General features: G+C 71.6%; 17 protein-coding genes. 14 read left to right on the top strand and 3 right to left on the bottom strand.

Annotation, left to right across the window (positions count from 1 at the left end; all coding sequences use genetic code 11):
* Positions 1-77: 77 nt before the first annotated feature.
* Positions 78-899 (top strand): serine hydrolase domain-containing protein, encoded by an 822-nt coding sequence (locus tag OCT49_RS09400; protein WP_283851433.1) that lies wholly within the window; start codon positions 78-80, stop codon positions 897-899.
* 15 nt (positions 900-914) lie between these two features.
* Here the strand turns inward: OCT49_RS09400 and OCT49_RS09405 are convergent, their stop codons facing one another.
* On the bottom strand, positions 915-1,379 hold the full coding sequence (locus tag OCT49_RS09405; protein ID WP_283851434.1) for an ATP-binding protein: 465 nt from the start codon (positions 1,377-1,379) through the stop codon (positions 915-917).
* Between the two features lie 85 nt (positions 1,380-1,464).
* On the opposite strand from OCT49_RS09405, the gene OCT49_RS09410 reads away from it, so the two are divergent.
* From OCT49_RS09410 to OCT49_RS09440, 7 genes are all read left to right on the top strand, one after another.
* Positions 1,465-2,313 (top strand): helix-turn-helix domain-containing protein, encoded by an 849-nt coding sequence (locus tag OCT49_RS09410; RefSeq protein ID WP_283851435.1) that lies wholly within the window; start codon positions 1,465-1,467, stop codon positions 2,311-2,313.
* The gene (locus OCT49_RS09415) at positions 2,300-2,467 is read left to right on the top strand and encodes a DUF397 domain-containing protein (RefSeq protein ID WP_502963349.1); all 168 of its coding nucleotides are present in this window, start codon (positions 2,300-2,302) and stop codon (positions 2,465-2,467) included. Before OCT49_RS09410 ends, OCT49_RS09415 begins: the two co-directional genes overlap by 14 nt.
* 305 nt (positions 2,468-2,772) lie before the next feature.
* Positions 2,773-3,705: an ABC transporter ATP-binding protein gene (locus OCT49_RS09420; protein WP_283851437.1), complete on the top strand. Its 933-nt coding sequence runs from the start codon at positions 2,773-2,775 to the stop codon at positions 3,703-3,705.
* The gene (locus OCT49_RS09425; RefSeq protein ID WP_283851438.1) at positions 3,702-4,721 is read left to right on the top strand and encodes an ABC-2 membrane transporter-related protein; all 1,020 of its coding nucleotides are present in this window, start codon (positions 3,702-3,704) and stop codon (positions 4,719-4,721) included. The genes OCT49_RS09420 and OCT49_RS09425 overlap by 4 nt, the downstream gene beginning before the upstream one ends.
* Positions 4,722-4,959: 238 nt before the next feature.
* On the top strand, positions 4,960-5,457 hold the full coding sequence (locus tag OCT49_RS09430; RefSeq protein ID WP_283851439.1) for a metal transporter: 498 nt from the start codon (positions 4,960-4,962) through the stop codon (positions 5,455-5,457).
* Positions 5,458-5,459: 2 nt separating this feature from the next.
* Positions 5,460-6,710 carry a sensor histidine kinase gene (locus OCT49_RS09435; protein ID WP_283851440.1) on the top strand — a complete coding sequence of 417 codons (1,251 nt, stop codon included), beginning with the start codon at positions 5,460-5,462 and terminating at the stop codon, positions 6,708-6,710.
* Between the two features lie 37 nt (positions 6,711-6,747).
* Positions 6,748-7,404: a response regulator transcription factor gene (locus OCT49_RS09440; RefSeq protein WP_283851441.1), complete on the top strand. Its 657-nt coding sequence runs from the start codon at positions 6,748-6,750 to the stop codon at positions 7,402-7,404.
* A 28-nt stretch (positions 7,405-7,432) separates the two neighbouring features.
* Here the strand turns inward: OCT49_RS09440 and OCT49_RS09445 are convergent, their stop codons facing one another.
* Positions 7,433-8,098, bottom strand: a complete 666-nt coding sequence (locus OCT49_RS09445; RefSeq protein ID WP_283851442.1) for a pirin family protein — start codon at positions 8,096-8,098, stop codon at positions 7,433-7,435.
* A 150-nt stretch (positions 8,099-8,248) separates the two neighbouring features.
* Between OCT49_RS09445 and OCT49_RS09450 the strand changes: the two genes are divergently transcribed.
* The 5 genes from OCT49_RS09450 (at position 8,249) to fabF (ending at position 13,153) form a co-directional block, all read left to right on the top strand.
* Positions 8,249-9,448, top strand: a complete 1,200-nt coding sequence (locus OCT49_RS09450) for a PucR family transcriptional regulator (RefSeq protein WP_283851443.1) — start codon at positions 8,249-8,251, stop codon at positions 9,446-9,448.
* Between the two features lie 89 nt (positions 9,449-9,537).
* Complete coding sequence (locus OCT49_RS09455) at positions 9,538-10,452, top strand: ACP S-malonyltransferase (RefSeq protein ID WP_283855732.1); 915 nt, start codon at positions 9,538-9,540, stop codon at positions 10,450-10,452.
* A gap of 16 nt (positions 10,453-10,468) precedes the next feature.
* Positions 10,469-11,500, top strand: coding sequence for a ketoacyl-ACP synthase III (locus OCT49_RS09460; RefSeq protein WP_283851444.1), 1,032 nt, complete (start codon positions 10,469-10,471; stop codon positions 11,498-11,500).
* A 63-nt stretch (positions 11,501-11,563) separates the two neighbouring features.
* Entirely contained in the window at positions 11,564-11,812 is a 249-nt protein-coding gene (locus OCT49_RS09465; protein ID WP_124717844.1) for an acyl carrier protein, read from the top strand.
* Positions 11,813-11,890: 78 nt separating this feature from the next.
* Positions 11,891-13,153, top strand: coding sequence for a beta-ketoacyl-ACP synthase II (gene fabF / locus OCT49_RS09470; RefSeq protein ID WP_283851445.1), 1,263 nt, complete (start codon positions 11,891-11,893; stop codon positions 13,151-13,153).
* A gap of 241 nt (positions 13,154-13,394) precedes the next feature.
* Here fabF and OCT49_RS09475 read toward each other — a convergent pair whose 3' ends face one another.
* A complete protein-coding gene (locus tag OCT49_RS09475) occupies positions 13,395-13,889 on the bottom strand; it encodes a DUF3145 domain-containing protein (RefSeq protein ID WP_283851446.1) in 495 nt (164 codons plus the stop codon).
* Positions 13,890-14,237: 348 nt separating this feature from the next.
* Here OCT49_RS09475 and OCT49_RS09480 point away from each other — a divergent pair, with 348 nt between their 5' ends.
* Positions 14,238-15,149 (top strand): SGNH/GDSL hydrolase family protein, encoded by a 912-nt coding sequence (locus OCT49_RS09480; RefSeq protein WP_283851447.1) that lies wholly within the window; start codon positions 14,238-14,240, stop codon positions 15,147-15,149.

A 15,149-nucleotide genomic window follows, 5' to 3' on the forward strand; every position in this document is an offset into this window, starting at 1 on the left:
ACCTTGGAGTGCACTCGAAGCAAGCGCGAAACCGGGGCCGGGCTCCGTGCCCGTCCCCGCCCGTTACGCTCGTACGCATGCAGAGCCTGGCGATGATCGACAACTGGCCCGTCCCCACCGCGGCGGCTGCCGTCGTACGAGCGGACGGCACCGTCGTCGGTACGCACGGCCCGACCGCGCACCGTTTCCCGCTCGCCTCCGTCACCAAGCCGATCGCGGCCTACGCGGCGCTGGTGGCGTACGAGGAGGGGGCGGTCGAGCTGGACGAGCCGGCCGGGCCCGAGGGGTCCACCGTGCGGCATCTGCTCGCGCACACCAGCGGGCTCGCCTTCGACGAGCACCGGACGACGGCCGCGCCGGGCACCCGGCGGCTCTACTCCAACGCGGGCTTCGAGGTGCTCGGCGACCACATCGCCAAGGCCACCGACATCCCGTTCCCGGAGTACGTGCGCCAGGCCGTGCTGGAACCGCTCGGGATGACGGCGACCACGGTGGACGGCTCGCCCGCCAGGGACGGCGTCTCGACCGTCGACGACCTCGTGCGGTTCGCGGCGGAGGTGCAGACCCCGCAACTGCTCGACCCGCGCACGGTACTGGCCGCGCAGAGCGTCGTACACCCCGGCCTGAAGGGCGTACTGCCCGGCTACGGCCACCAGAACCCCAACGACTGGGGCCTCGGCTTCGAGATCCGGGGCTCCAAGTCACCGCACTGGACCGGCAGTTCGTCGTCCCCCGCGACCTTCGGCCACTTCGGCCAGTCCGGCACCTTCCTGTGGATCGACCCGGTCGCGGGCGCGGCCTGCGTCGCACTGACCGACCGGGCCTTCGGCCCGTGGGCGGTGGAGGTGTGGCCCCCGTTCACGGACGCGGTGCTCGCGGAGCTGAACTCCGGCCGCTGACGTCGGCGGATGCCGTCAGCGGGGGCGGGAAACCACGTCGTCGTCGGCCGGTTTCCCGGCGGCCAGGCATTCGAACCACACCGCCTTGCCGGTGCCGTCGCGACGCGGCTCCACGCCCCACTTGTCGGTGATCGCGTCGACCAGGAGCAGTCCCCGCCCACCCTCGTCGAGGGCGCTCGCGCCCTCGGCCAGGCGCGGCAGCTCCGGACAGCCGTCCGTGACCTCGACCCGCACTCCCCCGGTCGGGAGCAGGAAGATCAGCGTCTGGGCGCGCCGCCCCGGAACGTGCCGCACGACGTTGGCGATCAGCTCGGTGAGCGCGAGTTCGGCCGCCCCGGCCACCTCGAGCAGACCCCAACCGGTGAGGTACAGACGCAGGATGCGGCGCAGGTGCCGGGCCGAGTGCTCCCCCAGCGCGAAGTCGGCGTGGTAGGTCGGCTCCACCACGCCTCCGGCCCATGGATCAGTTACGTGATTCATGTCACCAGAGTGCAGCGACACGGTTACGCTCGGCTACGCACCGAAATGAACGCCGCAAGGTGTTGAACGCCGGAGGTACCCCGCCGTGGCCAACATCCAGACCCTCGACCCCAACGCTTCCCCGTTGAGCTACTACGGCTGGGAGTTACGCCGCCAGCGAGAGGCCCACAACCTCAAGCAGTCGCAGCTCGGCGACATCATCTTCTGCACCGGCTCCCTGATCGGCCAGGTCGAGACATCGAGGAAGCTCCCCACCCGCGACTTCTCCGAGCGGGTGGACGCGGCACTCGGCACGGGCGGGGTGTTCTCGCGGCTGATCGGCCTGGTTCTGCACAGTCAACTGCCCGCCTGGTTCCAGCCGTACGCGGACATGGAGGCCAAGGCGACGTACATCTCCACGTACCAGGCGCAGGTGGTATACGGGCTGTTGCAGACGGAGGACTACGCGCGGGCGCTGCTGGCCACCGGCATGCCGGACGACCTGGAGAACCAGGTTGCGGCCCGGATCGAGCGCCAGCGCGTCCTGAAGAAGGAGTGTCCCCCACTCACCTGGGTCGTCCTCGACGAGGCCACACTGCACCGACCGATCGGCAGCCACGAGGTCATGCGGAGGCAACTCCTTCAGTTGTTGGAGTTCTCCGACCAGCGCTGGACGCGGATTCAGGTACTGCCCTTCGCTGCCGGTGAACACTCCAGCCTCGCCGGGTCGTTCAACTTCCTACGCTTCGAGAAGGACCCCGACATCGTCTACACGGAGGACGTCATCTCCGGTCATATGACCGCCAGCCCTGACACTGTCAGGGAAGCCTCGCTCCGTTACGCTCATCTGCAGGCCGCAGCCCTCTCCGTCGAGGAGTCCGCGGCACTGATCACCCGCGTGATGGAGGAGCGTTATGGAGACCGGTCACGATCTGAGGAACGTGCGGTGGCGTAAGTCCAGTTACAGCGGAAACACTGGCGGCGACTGCGTCGAGGTGGTCGACGGCCTCCCCTGTGCCGTGCCCGTGCGCGACAGCAAGAATCCGGACGGGCCCGTCCTGATCGTCGGGGCCGATGCCTGGCAGTCCTTCGTGGACGGGCTGCGCTGAGGCCGCCCGCACGCACCTCCGTACGACGAAGGGGCCCGGGGCGACGGCGGTTTCCAGCCGTCGCCCCGGGCCTCTTCCGTTTCCCCGCCCCGCGCGGACCGCGCCATGCCGAGTGGCCCCGCAGCGCGATCCGGTCCGCGAGCCGCTTCGTGGTCAGCGCGCAGAGGAAGCATTCGGCCTCCGGCCTCGCCTTCGGAACGGCTGCGGAGCCGGTGGCGTCGAACCGACCGGAAGTACGATCGCCGGCGGCGCGCGTCGTGCTTTCGCCCGGTGACCCGGGATGCGCTGCTCCCGACGATGGATTCATGTCAAAAGAAGAACCCGTCCCTGTGCTGCGAGCCGAGGGACTGACGAAGAAGTACGGCCGTCGGGAGGCGCTGAGCGGGGTCGATCTGAACGTTCCGGCCGGTCGTGTCGTCGGCTTGGTCGGTCCGAACGGGGCCGGCAAGTCGACGCTGCTGAATCTGGCCTGCGGGCTGCTGGAGCCGACGTCGGGCTCGTTGCGCGTGCTGGGGGCCCCTCCGGCGGCGAGCGCCGCGCACCTGGCGCGCGTGGGGTTCGTGGCGCAGAACACCCCGGTGTATCCGTCGTTCAGCGTGGCCGACCACCTTCGGCTGGGCGCGCGCCTGAACCCGTCGTGGGACCAGGGCCTGGCCGAGCGGCGCATCGCGCAGGTCGGGCTCGACCCCGACCAGAAGGCAGGACGGCTGTCGGGCGGTCAGCGCGCGCAGCTGGCGTTGACGGTCGCCGCCGCCAAGCGCCCCGAGCTGCTGATCTTCGACGAGCCGGCCGCCGCGCTGGACCCGCTGGCGCGCCAGGGGTTTCTGGTGAGCCTGTTGGAGTTCGTCGCCGAACTCGGCGCCAGCGCCGTGCTGTCGTCGCATCTGCTCGGGGACATCGAGCAGGCGTGTGACCACCTCATCGTGTTGTGCGACGCGCGGATCCAGGTCGCCGGTGAGGTACGGGACCTGCTGGCCACCCACCACCGGCTGGTCGCGCCCCGCGGCGAGCTCGACCGGCCGGCCGCCGGGGTCGAGGTCGTCCGGGCCGAGCATCACGCCCGGTCCGATGAGGCGGTGGTGCGTACCGGTCTCCCTCCGTCGGAGATCCCGTTCCGGGCCGGGCCCGTCACCCTCGAAGAGCTGGTGCTCGGCTACATGTCGCGGGCGAGCGCGCCCGTGGCGGGGACCGGGGCCAGGACCGTCGCCGGGGCCGTGACCGGGGAGGGAGTGCGATGATCTGGCTGAACTGGCGGCAGTTTCGTCTCCAGGCGCTCGTCGGCGCCTTGGGACTCGCCGTGATCGCCTTCTACCTGCTGTACGTGGGACTGGACATCCGGGACGCCTACGACGCCTACCGGGCCCGGTGCACCGACCCCGCCGCCTGTGCGCAGGCCGGCAGCCAGTTCCAGGGCGCCTACCGGAACACGCTGCTGTTCCTGGCCGGCGGGCTCGGGCTGGTTCCCGTCGTCATGGGGGTGTTCTGGGGGGCGCCGCTCGTCGCGCGGGAACTGGAACTCGGCACCCACCGGCTGGCGTGGAACCAGAGCGTGACCCGCCGCCGCTGGCTGCTCGGCAGGATGGCGTTCGTCGGTGTGGCCGCGATGGTCCTGACCGGCCTGGCCGCCCTGATGCTCACCTGGGCCGCCTCCCCGTACGACCGGGTCGCCTCCGACCGGTTCGGCACAGTGGAGTTCGGTGCCCGCAACATCGCCCCGATCGGCTACGCCTTCCTCGCCTTCGCCCTCGGCACCACCGTCGGCCTGCTGGTGCGCCGGACGCTGCCGGCGATGGCCGTCACCGGCGTGGTCTTCCTCGCCGTCCAGTTCGCCGTGCCGAACCTGGTACGACCGCACCTCATGGAGCCGGAGAAGGCATCCCTGCCGATGACCGCGCACGTCATCAACCAGGCCAGGAACCTGGGCAGCATCACCGGCGCCCCGGTCATCGGCGGCCTGCGGGTGCCCGGCGCCCCCGACGCGTGGATCAGCCGGACCAGTGCGCTGCTCACCGCCGACGGGCGCACGGTGGGCGGGAGCGCGTTCGGCGAGTGCCTCGACTCCCCGCCCAGGACCGGCGCGGGCGGCACGTTCGGTGACACCGCGGTGTGCCTGGCCGGACTCGACCTGCACGTGGACGTCGAATACCACCCCAGCAGCCGGTACTGGGCGTTCCAACGGGCCGAAACCGGGCTCTATCTGGTGGCGGGCGCGTTCCTCACCGCCATCGCCGTGCGGCGCGTCGGGCGCGCCTGACGCGATCACGCCCACTGATTCCCGTCCGCCGGCTCCCGTCGGCCGACTCCTGTCCGCTGATTCCCGTCGGCTGATTCGCGTCCGCTGGTTCGCGTTCGCCGATTCGCGTTCGCCGATTCCCGTCCGTTGATTCCTGTCCGTTGATTCCTGTCCGCTGTCGATTTCGAGAACCAGGTGTCTCATGCCGCTTGCCGACAGTCATGAAAAATCCGCCGGTCCGTTTCCGACGAAACCGGCTGTGCCGGTCGACCTCTGGTTGGGCGTCGTGTTCGTCCTGGGCATCGCCTTCACCACGTACATGCTCATCGTGAGCTGGGGCGGCGCCTACTGGGTCCACACCACTGTTGTCGCGGTGGTGATGTGTGGGCTGGCGCTGCTGCGCGGGCGGGGAAGGCCGTGGACGGCGGCGGCGGGCGTGGCCGTCGCGGCTCTCGGCGTCGGGGTGTCCCTGGTCGGCGGCCTGCCGCAGGAGCCGTCCCCCATGGCGGCACTGGCACTCGCCGTGCTCGTCGGTTCCTCCCTCAGAACGCTGCCGGTGCTGCCTGCCGTCGCCGTCTCCGCGGGCGGCGTCGCGGTGATCGCGTTCGCCTGGGTCCGCGGGTACACCGGCGTGACGAGCATGGCGACCCTGCTGCTGTTCGGCGGGCTGATCGCCGGGACGTCGCTGCGGGCGTTCGCCCGGGTCCGGGGGTCCGGCGCTCCGTCGTCGCGCTCGCTCGGCCGACCGCGGCGGTAGCGATGGCACACGACCGGGACGTGCCGGGCACCGTCCTGCCGGATGCCGTCCTGCCGGGCACCGTCGTCGAACGGCTTGTCGATAGCCTGTCCGGCATGATCATCGCGGGGGGCTGGAACCGGGTCGTCCTCATGGCCGGGCTCGGCCTCGTCCTGCCGACGGCGATCGTGGTGCAGGCCGTCGCCATCGCACAGAGCTGGGGCTCCTGGTACTGGGTGCCGGGCAGCGTCGGCGCGACGGTGGTGTGTCTGGCGGCGTGGGCGGGGCTGCGCCGGCCGCTCCGGCCGGCGGTCGCGGGGGTCGGCGTCGCGGTGGCGGCCGTCGCGGCCACCTTCGTGGCCGGCTCCGACCTTCCCGCCGAACCCGGCCCGGCCATGGCCCTGGGGTTGGCGGTACTGACCGGCTCCGCGCTCCGGACCCTTGCGCCGGTACCGGCCGGTGCCCTGGCCGCCGCCGGGCCCGTGGTGATCATCGCCGGTCAGCTCGCCGCCGGGCCGCCGCCCACCGGCCTGGCGGGGGTGACGGCGGTGGACGGCTTGTTCTGGCTGGTCGGCGCCGGCACCGGGCTGTTGCTGCGGATGTCGGACGCGCGGGCATCGGCCGCCGCCGAGCGGGTGCGCCGGGCCGAACGGCTGGAGCTGGCCCGGGAACTGCACGACGTCGTGGCCCACCACATCACCGGCATGGTCGTCCAGGCCCAGGGCGTCCAGGTGCTCGCACGGCGAAACCCCGACCAGGTGGCCGACCACCTCGGCGAGATGGAGGCCGCCGGCATCGAGGCCCTGGCCGCGATGCGCCGCGTCGTCGGGCTGCTGCGCGACACCGACGACGCCGACGACGCCGCACCGGCGTCCCCCGGCCCTGAGGGGCTCGACGCCCTGGTCGAGCGTTTCGGCCGCAAGGGCCCCACGGTGCGCCTGAGCCTGCCCGAGGGGAACACCGCCTGGCCACCGGAGGTGACCAGCACCGTCTACCGCATCGTCCAGGAGGCACTGACCAACGTGCTGCGGCACGCGCCCGGAGCCCGCTCCGTCACGGTCACCGTCGAACAGGACCCGCACGAGGTCACCGTCGAGGTCACCGACGACGCCCCGGCGGTCCCGGCCTGGCCCCCGCATCGTGGCGGCTACGGTCTGGTCGGCATGCGCGAACGCGTCGAGACGCTCGGCGGCTCGCTGCGCGCCGGACCACGGCCCGGCACCGGCTGGTCGGTGCGGGCGACCCTGCCCGCCACCCTCAGGGAGCCACGATGACCATCCCGGTCCTGCCCGCCACCCTCAGGGAGCCACGATGACCATCTCGGTCCTGCTCGCCGACGACCAGTCGATGATCCGCCGGGGACTGCGGCTGATTCTGGAGGACCAGCCCGACATCGAGGTCGTCGGGGAGGCGGCCGACGGGGCCGAGGCGGTCGCCCTGGCCCGGCGACTGCGCCCCGACGTCTGCCTGGTGGACATCAGGATGCCCCTGCTCGACGGCATCGAGGTGACCCGCGCACTGGCCGGCCCGCAGGTGCCCGACCCGATGCGGGTCGTCGTGGTCACCACCTTCGACCTGGACGAGTACGTGTACGGCGCCCTGCGGGGCGGTGCGACAGGGTTCGTCCTCAAGGACGCCGGGCCGGCGCTGCTCGTCGAGGCGGTCCGCGCGGCCCACAACGGCGAGGCACTGGTCTCGCCGTCGGTCACCGTCCGGCTGCTGCGGCACCTGACGACCGCCCCGGCACCGTCGCGGGCCGCCCGGCCCCTGCCGCTGTCGGACCGCGAACTCCAGGTCGTCCGGGCGCTCGCGCGCGGCCGGACCAATCAGGAGATCGCCGCGGAGCTGTTCATCTCCCTGAGCACGGTCAAGAGCCACCTGTCGGCCATCCAGACCAAACTGGGGGCCCGCAACCGGGTCGGAATCGTCACCTGGGCATGGGAGAACGGCCTCGTCGACACCCGCTGACACGGCCCCGGAACCGACGGCCGACCGCTCAGGCCGACAGCTCCCAGACCAGCACCTCGGCCGCCCCGGCCGCCACCAGTTCCGGCCCCTCCTCGCCGGTGATCCGCACCGAGTCGCCCGGCCCCAGCAGCTCGCCGCCGTCGCCGAGCCGTACCGAACCGGCCGTCACGTGCACGTACACCAGCGGCGCGGCCGGCAGCGCGATCCGCTCCCCCTCGGCGACTCTGCGCACGTAGAAGGTCGCACCGGCCGCCGGGAGTTCGTACGGGGCGGTGGCGTCGGCGAGGCCGGGGACGATCGTGTACGCGGGTTCGCCGCCCGCCTCCCGCGGGGCCAGCCACATCTGGATGAACGTCAGCGGCCCGGGGCCGTCGTTCCGTTCGACGTGGCGCACGCCGGACGCGGCGCTGAGGTGCTGGAGGTCGCCGGGCCGTACGACCGTGGCGTGACCGGTGGAGTCACGGTGGGTCAGCTCGCCCTCGACGACCCAGGTGACGATCTCCGTATGGCTGTGCGGGTGTTCCTCGAAGCCCGCGCCGGGGGCGAGCCGTTCCTCGTTGACGGCTATGACCGGACCGAAGCGGAGGTTGTCCGGATCGTAGAAGGTGCCGAACGAGAAAGCGTGCCGGGACAGGATGCCGGCGTCCTGGTCCCCGCCCTGGAAGCGGTCGTCGGCGCGGTGTACGGAGATCACGGGACCACGGTAGCCGGGCGGGAGCGCGGACGAACCCCCGGCCACTACCCACCCCTACGCCCCGCGGCGGCCCCGGCCACTACCCGCCGGTACGACCCGCGGCGGCCCCGGCCCTCCGTGCCTGTCGCCCGATAAGGCAGTCTTGTTCTCGTGCCCCGACCCGATCCTGAGCAGCCCGCTGCGAACGACGCCCACCTGCATGCCGCGACCCTGAAACGGCTGGAGCAGTCCTCCGGCCGGCTGGCCGCCAACGCGATCGCCCGCATGGACGAATCGCTGCCCTGGTACCGGGCGATGCCACCGGAGAACCGGTCTTGGATCGGCCTGGTGGCCCAGGCCGGCATCGCGGCGTTCACCGAGTGGTTCCGGCATCCGGAGACCCCGCAGGCCATCTCCACCGACGTGTTCGGCACCGCTCCGCGCGAGCTGACCCGGGCGATCACCCTGCGGCAGACTGTCGAGATGGTGCGCACCACGATCGAGGTCATGGAGGCCGCGATCGAGGAGGTCGCCGCGCCCGGTGACGAATCGGTGCTGCGCGAGGCGCTGCTCGTCTACGCCCGGGAGATCGCCTTCGCCACCGCCCAGGTGTACGCGCAGGCCGCCGAGGCCCGCGGGGCCTGGGACGCCCGGCTGGAATCGCTCGTGGTCAACGCGGTGCTGTCCGGCGAGGCCGACGAGGGTGCCGTGTCACGCGCCGCGGCGCTCGGCTGGAACTCCCCCGAGCACGTCTGCGTGGTGCTCGGCACCGCCCCGGACGGCGACAGCGAACTGACCGTGGAGGCGATCCGGCGGGCTGCCCGGCACGCCAAGCTCCAGGTCCTCACCGGGGTGCTCGGCAACCGCCTCGTGGTCATCGCGGGCGGCAGCGACAACCCGCTGCACGTCGCCAAGTCGCTGATCGGCCCGTACGCGGCGGGGCCCGTCGTCGCCGGGCCCGTGGTGCCCGACCTGCTGGCGGCCACCCGGTCCGCGCAGGCCGCGGCGGCCGGGCTCAGGGCGTGCGGTGCCTGGCAGGACGCCCCGCGACCGGTGCTGGCCGACGACCTGCTGCCGGAGCGCGCGATGGCGGGCGACCCCGCCGCGCGGGACCAGTTGGTGGAGGAGATCTACAGACCGCTGGAAGAAGCGGGTTCCGCCCTCCTCGAAACACTGAGTGTGTATCTGGAGCAGGCGAGCAGCCTGGAGGGCGCGGCCAGAATGCTCTTCGTTCACCCCAACACCGTGCGCTACCGGCTCCGACGTGTGACAGACGTCACCGGATGGTCGCCTTCCGATGTCCGCTCGGCGTTCACGTTGCGGATCGCCCTGATCCTGGGGCGCTTGGCCGCCAGAGATCCACAGTCCTAGACTTTTGTCGAACATCAACAATTCCCCATACGGTTCTTGGTCCCTGTCCCCACGGGTGCTCCGGACCGTTCACAAGAGAGAGTGTGAGGGTGCTCGTACTCGTCGCTCCCGGCCAAGGCGCTCAGACGCCCGGCTTCCTGACTCCCTGGCTCGACCTTCCCGGTGCCGCAGACCGCATCGCGGCCTGGTCCGACGCCATCGAGCTCGACCTCGTCCACTACGGCACCAAGGCCGAAGCGGAGGAGATCCGTGACACCGCGGTGGCGCAACCGCTGCTGGTCGCCGCAGGTCTGCTCTCTGCTGCCGCGCTCGACGCCTCCCCGGCTGTCGTCGCAGGTCACAGCGTTGGTGAGATCACCGCAGCCGCCTTCGCCGGAGTCATCGGCGACGACGCCGCGCTGCGCCTGGTGCGGACCCGCGGGCTCGCCATGGCCGAGGCCGCCGCGGTCACCGAGACCGGCATGTCGGCGCTGCTCGGGGGCGACCCCGAGGTGTCGGTCGCGCACCTGGAGAAGCTCGGGCTGACCCCGGCGAACGTCAACGGCTCCGGCCAGATCGTCGCCGCCGGCACCGTAGAGCAGCTCGCCGCGCTGGCCGAGGACATGCCCGAGGGCGTGCGCCGCGTGGTCCCGCTCAAGGTCGCCGGCGCGTTCCACACGCACCACATGGCGCCCGCCGTCGACCGGCTGCGCGAGGCCGCCGCGGGGCTCGAGGTCTCCGACCCGACCGTGACGTACGTCTCCAACGCCGACGGCAAGGCCGTGGCCACCGGCGACGAGGTCATCTCCAGGCTGGTCGGCCAGGTGGCCAACCCGGTCCGCTGGGACCTGTGCATGGAGACCTTCAAGGAGCTGGGCGTCACGGCTCTCATCGAGGCGTGCCCCGGCGGCACGCTCACGGGGCTCGCCAAGCGCGCGCTGCCCGGCGTGAAGACGCTCGCGCTCAAGACCCCCGACGACCTCGAAGCGGCCCGCGCGCTCATCTCCGAGCACGCGAGCGCCTAAGGAGCCCCGGAAGAGCATGTCGAAGATCAAGCCCAGTCGGGGCGCTCCGTACGCACGCATCCTGGGTGTGGGCGGCTACCGCCCGACCCGGGTCGTGCCCAACGAGGTGATCCTCGAGACGATCGACTCGTCCGACGAGTGGATCCGCTCGCGCTCCGGCATCGCCACCCGCCACTGGGCCTCCGAGGAGGAGACCGTGGCCGCGATGTCCGTGGAGGCGTCCGGCAAGGCCATCGCGGACGCCGGGATCAGGGCCGAGCAGATCGGTGCCGTGATCGTCTCCACCGTCTCGCACTTCAAGCAGACCCCGGCCATCGCGACGGAGATCGCCCACAAGGTCGGGGCGGGCAAGCCCGCCGCCTTCGACATCTCGGCCGGCTGCGCGGGCTTCGGCTACGGACTGACCCTGGCCAAGGGCATGGTCGTCGAGGGTTCGGCGGAGTACGTCCTGGTCATCGGCGTGGAGCGGCTCAGCGACCTCACCGACAAGGAGGACCGCGCGACGGCCTTCCTCTTCGGCGACGGCGCCGGCGCGGTCGTGGTCGGTCCCTCCGACGTCCCGGCCATCGGGCCGACCGTCTGGGGTTCCGAGGGCGACAAGTCCGAGACGATCAAGCAGACCGTGCCGTGGAACGAGTTCCACATCGGCGACGTCTCGAAGCTGCCGCTCGACCGGAACGGCGACATCAAGTTCCCGGCGATCACGCAGGAGGGTCAGGCGGTCTTCCGCTGGGCCGTCTTCGAGATGGCGAAGGTCGCCCAGCAGGCGCTGGACGCGGCCGGGATCAGCCCGGAAGACCTGGACGTCTTCATTCCGCACCAGGCCAACATGCGGATCATCGACTCGATGGTGAAGACCCTGAAGCTGCCGGAGGGCGTCGTCGTCGCCCGTGACGTGGAGACCACCGGCAACACCTCCGCCGCCTCGATCCCGCTCGCCATGGAGCGGCTCCTGGCGACCGGTCGGGCGAAGAGCGGGGACACCGCGCTCGTCATCGGCTTCGGGGCGGGTCTCGTCTACGCCGCGACGGTCGTTACCCTCCCCTAGGCACACCAGGCCGTTCCGGCCCGGACGTCCTAAACCCTGTAAATAAACACCGAAGGAGCCATCATGGCCGCCACCCAGGAAGAGATCGTCAGCGGTCTCGCCGAGATCGTCAACGAGATCGCCGGGATCCCGGTCGAGGACGTCCAGCTGGACAAGTCCTTCACCGACGACCTGGACGTCGACTCGCTGTCCATGGTCGAGGTCGTCGTCGCCGCCGAGGAGCGCTTCGACGTGAAGATCCCCGACGACGACGTCAAGGGCCTCAAGACGGTCGGCGACGCTGCCGACTACATCCTCAAGCACCAGGGCTGATCAGCCCCGGCTCCTGTGTCGCCACCCAGCGGTGGCGCCGCTGATTCACGACCCTCTACACGTGGAGAAGATTTTCCAGTGAACTCGACCAATCGCACCGTGGTCGTCACCGGTATCGGCGCAACCACTCCGCTGGGTGGCGACTCGGCGTCGACCTGGGAAGGTCTGATGGCCGGTCGTTCCGGCGTCAAGCCTCTCGAGGGCGAACGTTTCGCCGAACTCCCCGTCCGGATCGCCGCCCTCGCGGCCGTCGACCCTGGCGAGGTACTGCCCCGCCCGCTCGCCCGCAAGCTGGACCGCTCGGCGCAGTTCGCGCTGATCGCGGCCCGCGAGGCGTGGGCGGACGCCGGCTTCACCGGCAAGGCCGGTGAGGACGAGAAGATCCAGCCCGAGCGGCTGGGCTCGGTCATCGCCTCCGGCATCGGCGGCGTGATCACCCTGCTCGACCAGTACGACGTGCTGAAGGAGAAGGGCGTACGCCGCGTCTCCCCGCACACCGTTCCCATGCTCATGCCCAACGGCCCGGCGGCCAACGTCGGCCTGGAGGTCAACGCCCAGGCCGGTGTGCACACGCCGGTCTCCGCCTGCGCCTCGGGCGCCGAGGCGATCGGGTACGCCGTCGAGATGATCCGCACCGGCCGTGCCGACGTGGTCCTCGCCGGTGGCACGGAGGCGGCGATCCACCCGCTGCCGATCGCCGCGTTCGCCAACATGATGGCGATGTCCAAGAACAACGAGGAGCCCGAGAAGGCCTCCCGCCCGTACGACACCGGCCGGGACGGCTTCGTCCTCGGCGAGGGCGCGGGCGTCGTCGTCCTGGAGTCCGCGGAGCACGCCGCCGCGCGCGGCGCCAAGGTGTACTGCGAGGTGCTGGGCCAGGGCCTGTCCGCGGACGCGCACCACATCGCGCAGCCCGAGCCGACCGGCCGCGGTATCGCCGCCGCGATGGAGAACCTGCTGGAGCAGACGGACCTCAAGCCGTCCGAGGTCGTGCACCTCAACGCGCACGCCACCTCGACGCCGCAGGGCGACGTCGCCGAGCTGAAGGCCCTGCGCAAGGTGCTGGGCGACGACCTCGACCACGTCGCGATCTCCGCGACGAAGTCGATGACCGGGCACCTCCTCGGTGGCGCCGGCGGCATCGAGACCGTGGCCACGGTCCTGGCGCTGCACCACCGGATGGCCCCGCCCACGATCAACGTGAACGACCTCGACGAGGCCGTGGAGGCGGACATCGTGCGCGACGAGCCGCGACCGCTGCCCGAGGGTTCGATCGCCGCGATCAACAACTCGTTCGGCTTCGGCGGGCACAACGTGGTCCTGGCGTTCCGCAGCGTCTGACCCGCGGCCCCCGGCCGGTCATGAAGAGGCCCGCCTCCCCACGCTTCGTGGGGAGGCGGGCCTCTTCGGTTGCGGCAACGGTCCTCGTTCGCCGCGGGAAGGATGCCTTCGGTCACGAAAGGAGATCTCCTCGGCCGCAGGAGGGATGTCTTCGGTTGCACGGGAGTGTTGCGGGGGCGCCCGGCGGGGGTTTCCCGGTGCCGCACGCCCCCCGGGGCCCGTTCCGGGCCGTTTCCGGCCCTCACACCACCTGGTGCAGCCACCGCACGGGCGCGCCCTCGCCCGCGTGCCGGAAGGACTCCAGTTCGTCGTCCCACGGCTTGCCGAGCAGCTTGGCGATCTCGGCCGCCAGTTCCGTCTCGCCCCGCGCGGACCGTGCGAGCGCCGCCCGCAGCCGGTCCTCGGGCACCAGGATGTCGCCGTGCACCCCGGTGACCGCGTGGAAGATGCCCAGGCCGGGGGTGGAGCTGTAGCGCTCGCCCTCCGCGGCGGGGCTCGGCTCGGCCGTCACCTCGAACCGCAGCAGGTCCCAGCCGCGCAGCGAGGAGGCCAGCTCGGAGGCCGTGCCGGGGCGGCCCTGCCAGGAGAATTCGGACCGCCAGGTGCCGGGGGCGGCGGGTTGTCTGATCCAGTCCAGCTGGACCCGTACCCCGAGGACACCCGCCACCGCCCATTCGACGTGGGGGCAGAGCGCGCGCGGTGCGGAGTGAACGTACAGAACTCCACGTGTCGTCACCGGGACCTCCAGTGTGGGACGAAGTTCGCCTTCCCCAGCGGCCTCGCGCCCGTGCCGCCTCTTCCCGGCCGGCTCCCGAGGTCGTCATCAGTAAACAGCATCGGGGTGAAACTCCTGAAAAGGGAAAGTATGTGACGTGGTGTGATTTACGGAATGCCACCCGAGTGGAGCCGGGCCGGGGAAGCGTGGCTGGTTCGACGAGGAAAAGCTACCGCGCGGGGGCGCCCGGGGTGTGACGTACGGTCGGTCCCGGGCACATCATTCGCGCAGCTTTCACCCGCCGGGGCGGCGGGGCTTTCCCACCGGTGCCACACGGGGTCGCCGGGGCACGAGCGAAAGGATCCGAGGATGCAGGATCGTTCCGTCCGCCGACGGTCGCGTACCGCGGCGGCCGCCTTGGCGGTGGCCTCACTGCTGGGCACGGCCGCCCTGTCCGGCTGTGACTCCGGACCCGACGGGACGACGAAGGGGGCGGCCGGCCGGAAGCCCGCGGCAAGGCCCGCTCCGGTGTGGGACCGCAGTCCCGGTTCGGTGGCCGCCGTGGGCGACTCCATCACCCGGGGCTTCGACGCCTGTTCGGTGCTGACGGACTGCCCGGAGGTGTCGTGGGCGACCGGCACGGACCAGGTGGTGCGCAGCCTGGCCGTGCGGCTGCTGGGGGCGTCGGGGGCCGCGGCCCGGAGCTGGAACCACGCGGAGACGGGGGCCCGGATCGCGCAGCTGCCGGAGCAGATGGCGCTGGCCGCGGAGGAGAAACCCGATCTGGTGACGGTGATGATCGGCGCCAATGACGCCTGCCGGGACTCGGCCCGGCACATGACGCCGGTGGAGGACTTCCGCACGTCCTTCGAGATGTCGATGCGCCGGCTGCGGGCCGGGGCCCCGAAGGCCCAGGTGTACGTGTCGAGCGTGCCGGACCTGAAGCGGCTCTGGTCCATGGGGCGCGGGAACCCGCTGGGCAAGCAGATCTGGAAGCTGGGGATCTGCCGGTCGATGCTGGGCGACGCGGACGACATGGGTGCGGCGGCGGTGGCCCGGCGGGGCTCGGTGCGCGAGCGGGTCGTGGCGTACAACGAGGTGCTCCGGGAGGTCTGTGCGAAGGACCTGCGCTGCCGCTACGACGGCGGGGCGGTCTTCGGCTACCCGTTCACCGGCGCGCAGCTCAGCCGGTGGGACTGGTTCCATCCGGGGCGGGACGGGCAGGCGCGGCTGGCGGAGATCGCGTACCGCAACGTCACGGCGGCCCGGCCGCCCGCGTAG

The organism is Streptomyces sp. ML-6 (genome assembly GCF_030116705.1).
Lineage (GTDB): Bacteria > Actinomycetota > Actinomycetes > Streptomycetales > Streptomycetaceae > Streptomyces.

What these genes read in the sequence shown, in the direction of transcription:
- OCT49_RS09460 (WP_283851444.1), top strand. Translation starts at nt 10,469, where the DNA reads ATGTCGAAGATCAAGCCCAGTCGGGGCGCTCCGTACGCACGCATCCTG.
- OCT49_RS09420 (WP_283851437.1), top strand. Translation starts at nt 2,773, where the DNA reads ATGTCAAAAGAAGAACCCGTCCCTGTGCTGCGAGCCGAGGGACTGACG.
- OCT49_RS09480 (WP_283851447.1), top strand. Translation starts at nt 14,238, where the DNA reads ATGCAGGATCGTTCCGTCCGCCGACGGTCGCGTACCGCGGCGGCCGCC.
- OCT49_RS09435 (WP_283851440.1), top strand. Translation starts at nt 5,460, where the DNA reads ATGGCACACGACCGGGACGTGCCGGGCACCGTCCTGCCGGATGCCGTC.
- OCT49_RS09425 (WP_283851438.1), top strand. Translation starts at nt 3,702, where the DNA reads ATGATCTGGCTGAACTGGCGGCAGTTTCGTCTCCAGGCGCTCGTCGGC.
- OCT49_RS09405 (WP_283851434.1), bottom strand. Translation starts at nt 1,379, where the DNA reads ATGAATCACGTAACTGATCCATGGGCCGGAGGCGTGGTGGAGCCGACC.
- OCT49_RS09400 (WP_283851433.1), top strand. Translation starts at nt 78, where the DNA reads ATGCAGAGCCTGGCGATGATCGACAACTGGCCCGTCCCCACCGCGGCG.
- OCT49_RS09465 (WP_124717844.1), top strand. Translation starts at nt 11,564, where the DNA reads ATGGCCGCCACCCAGGAAGAGATCGTCAGCGGTCTCGCCGAGATCGTC.
- OCT49_RS09440 (WP_283851441.1), top strand. Translation starts at nt 6,748, where the DNA reads ATGACCATCTCGGTCCTGCTCGCCGACGACCAGTCGATGATCCGCCGG.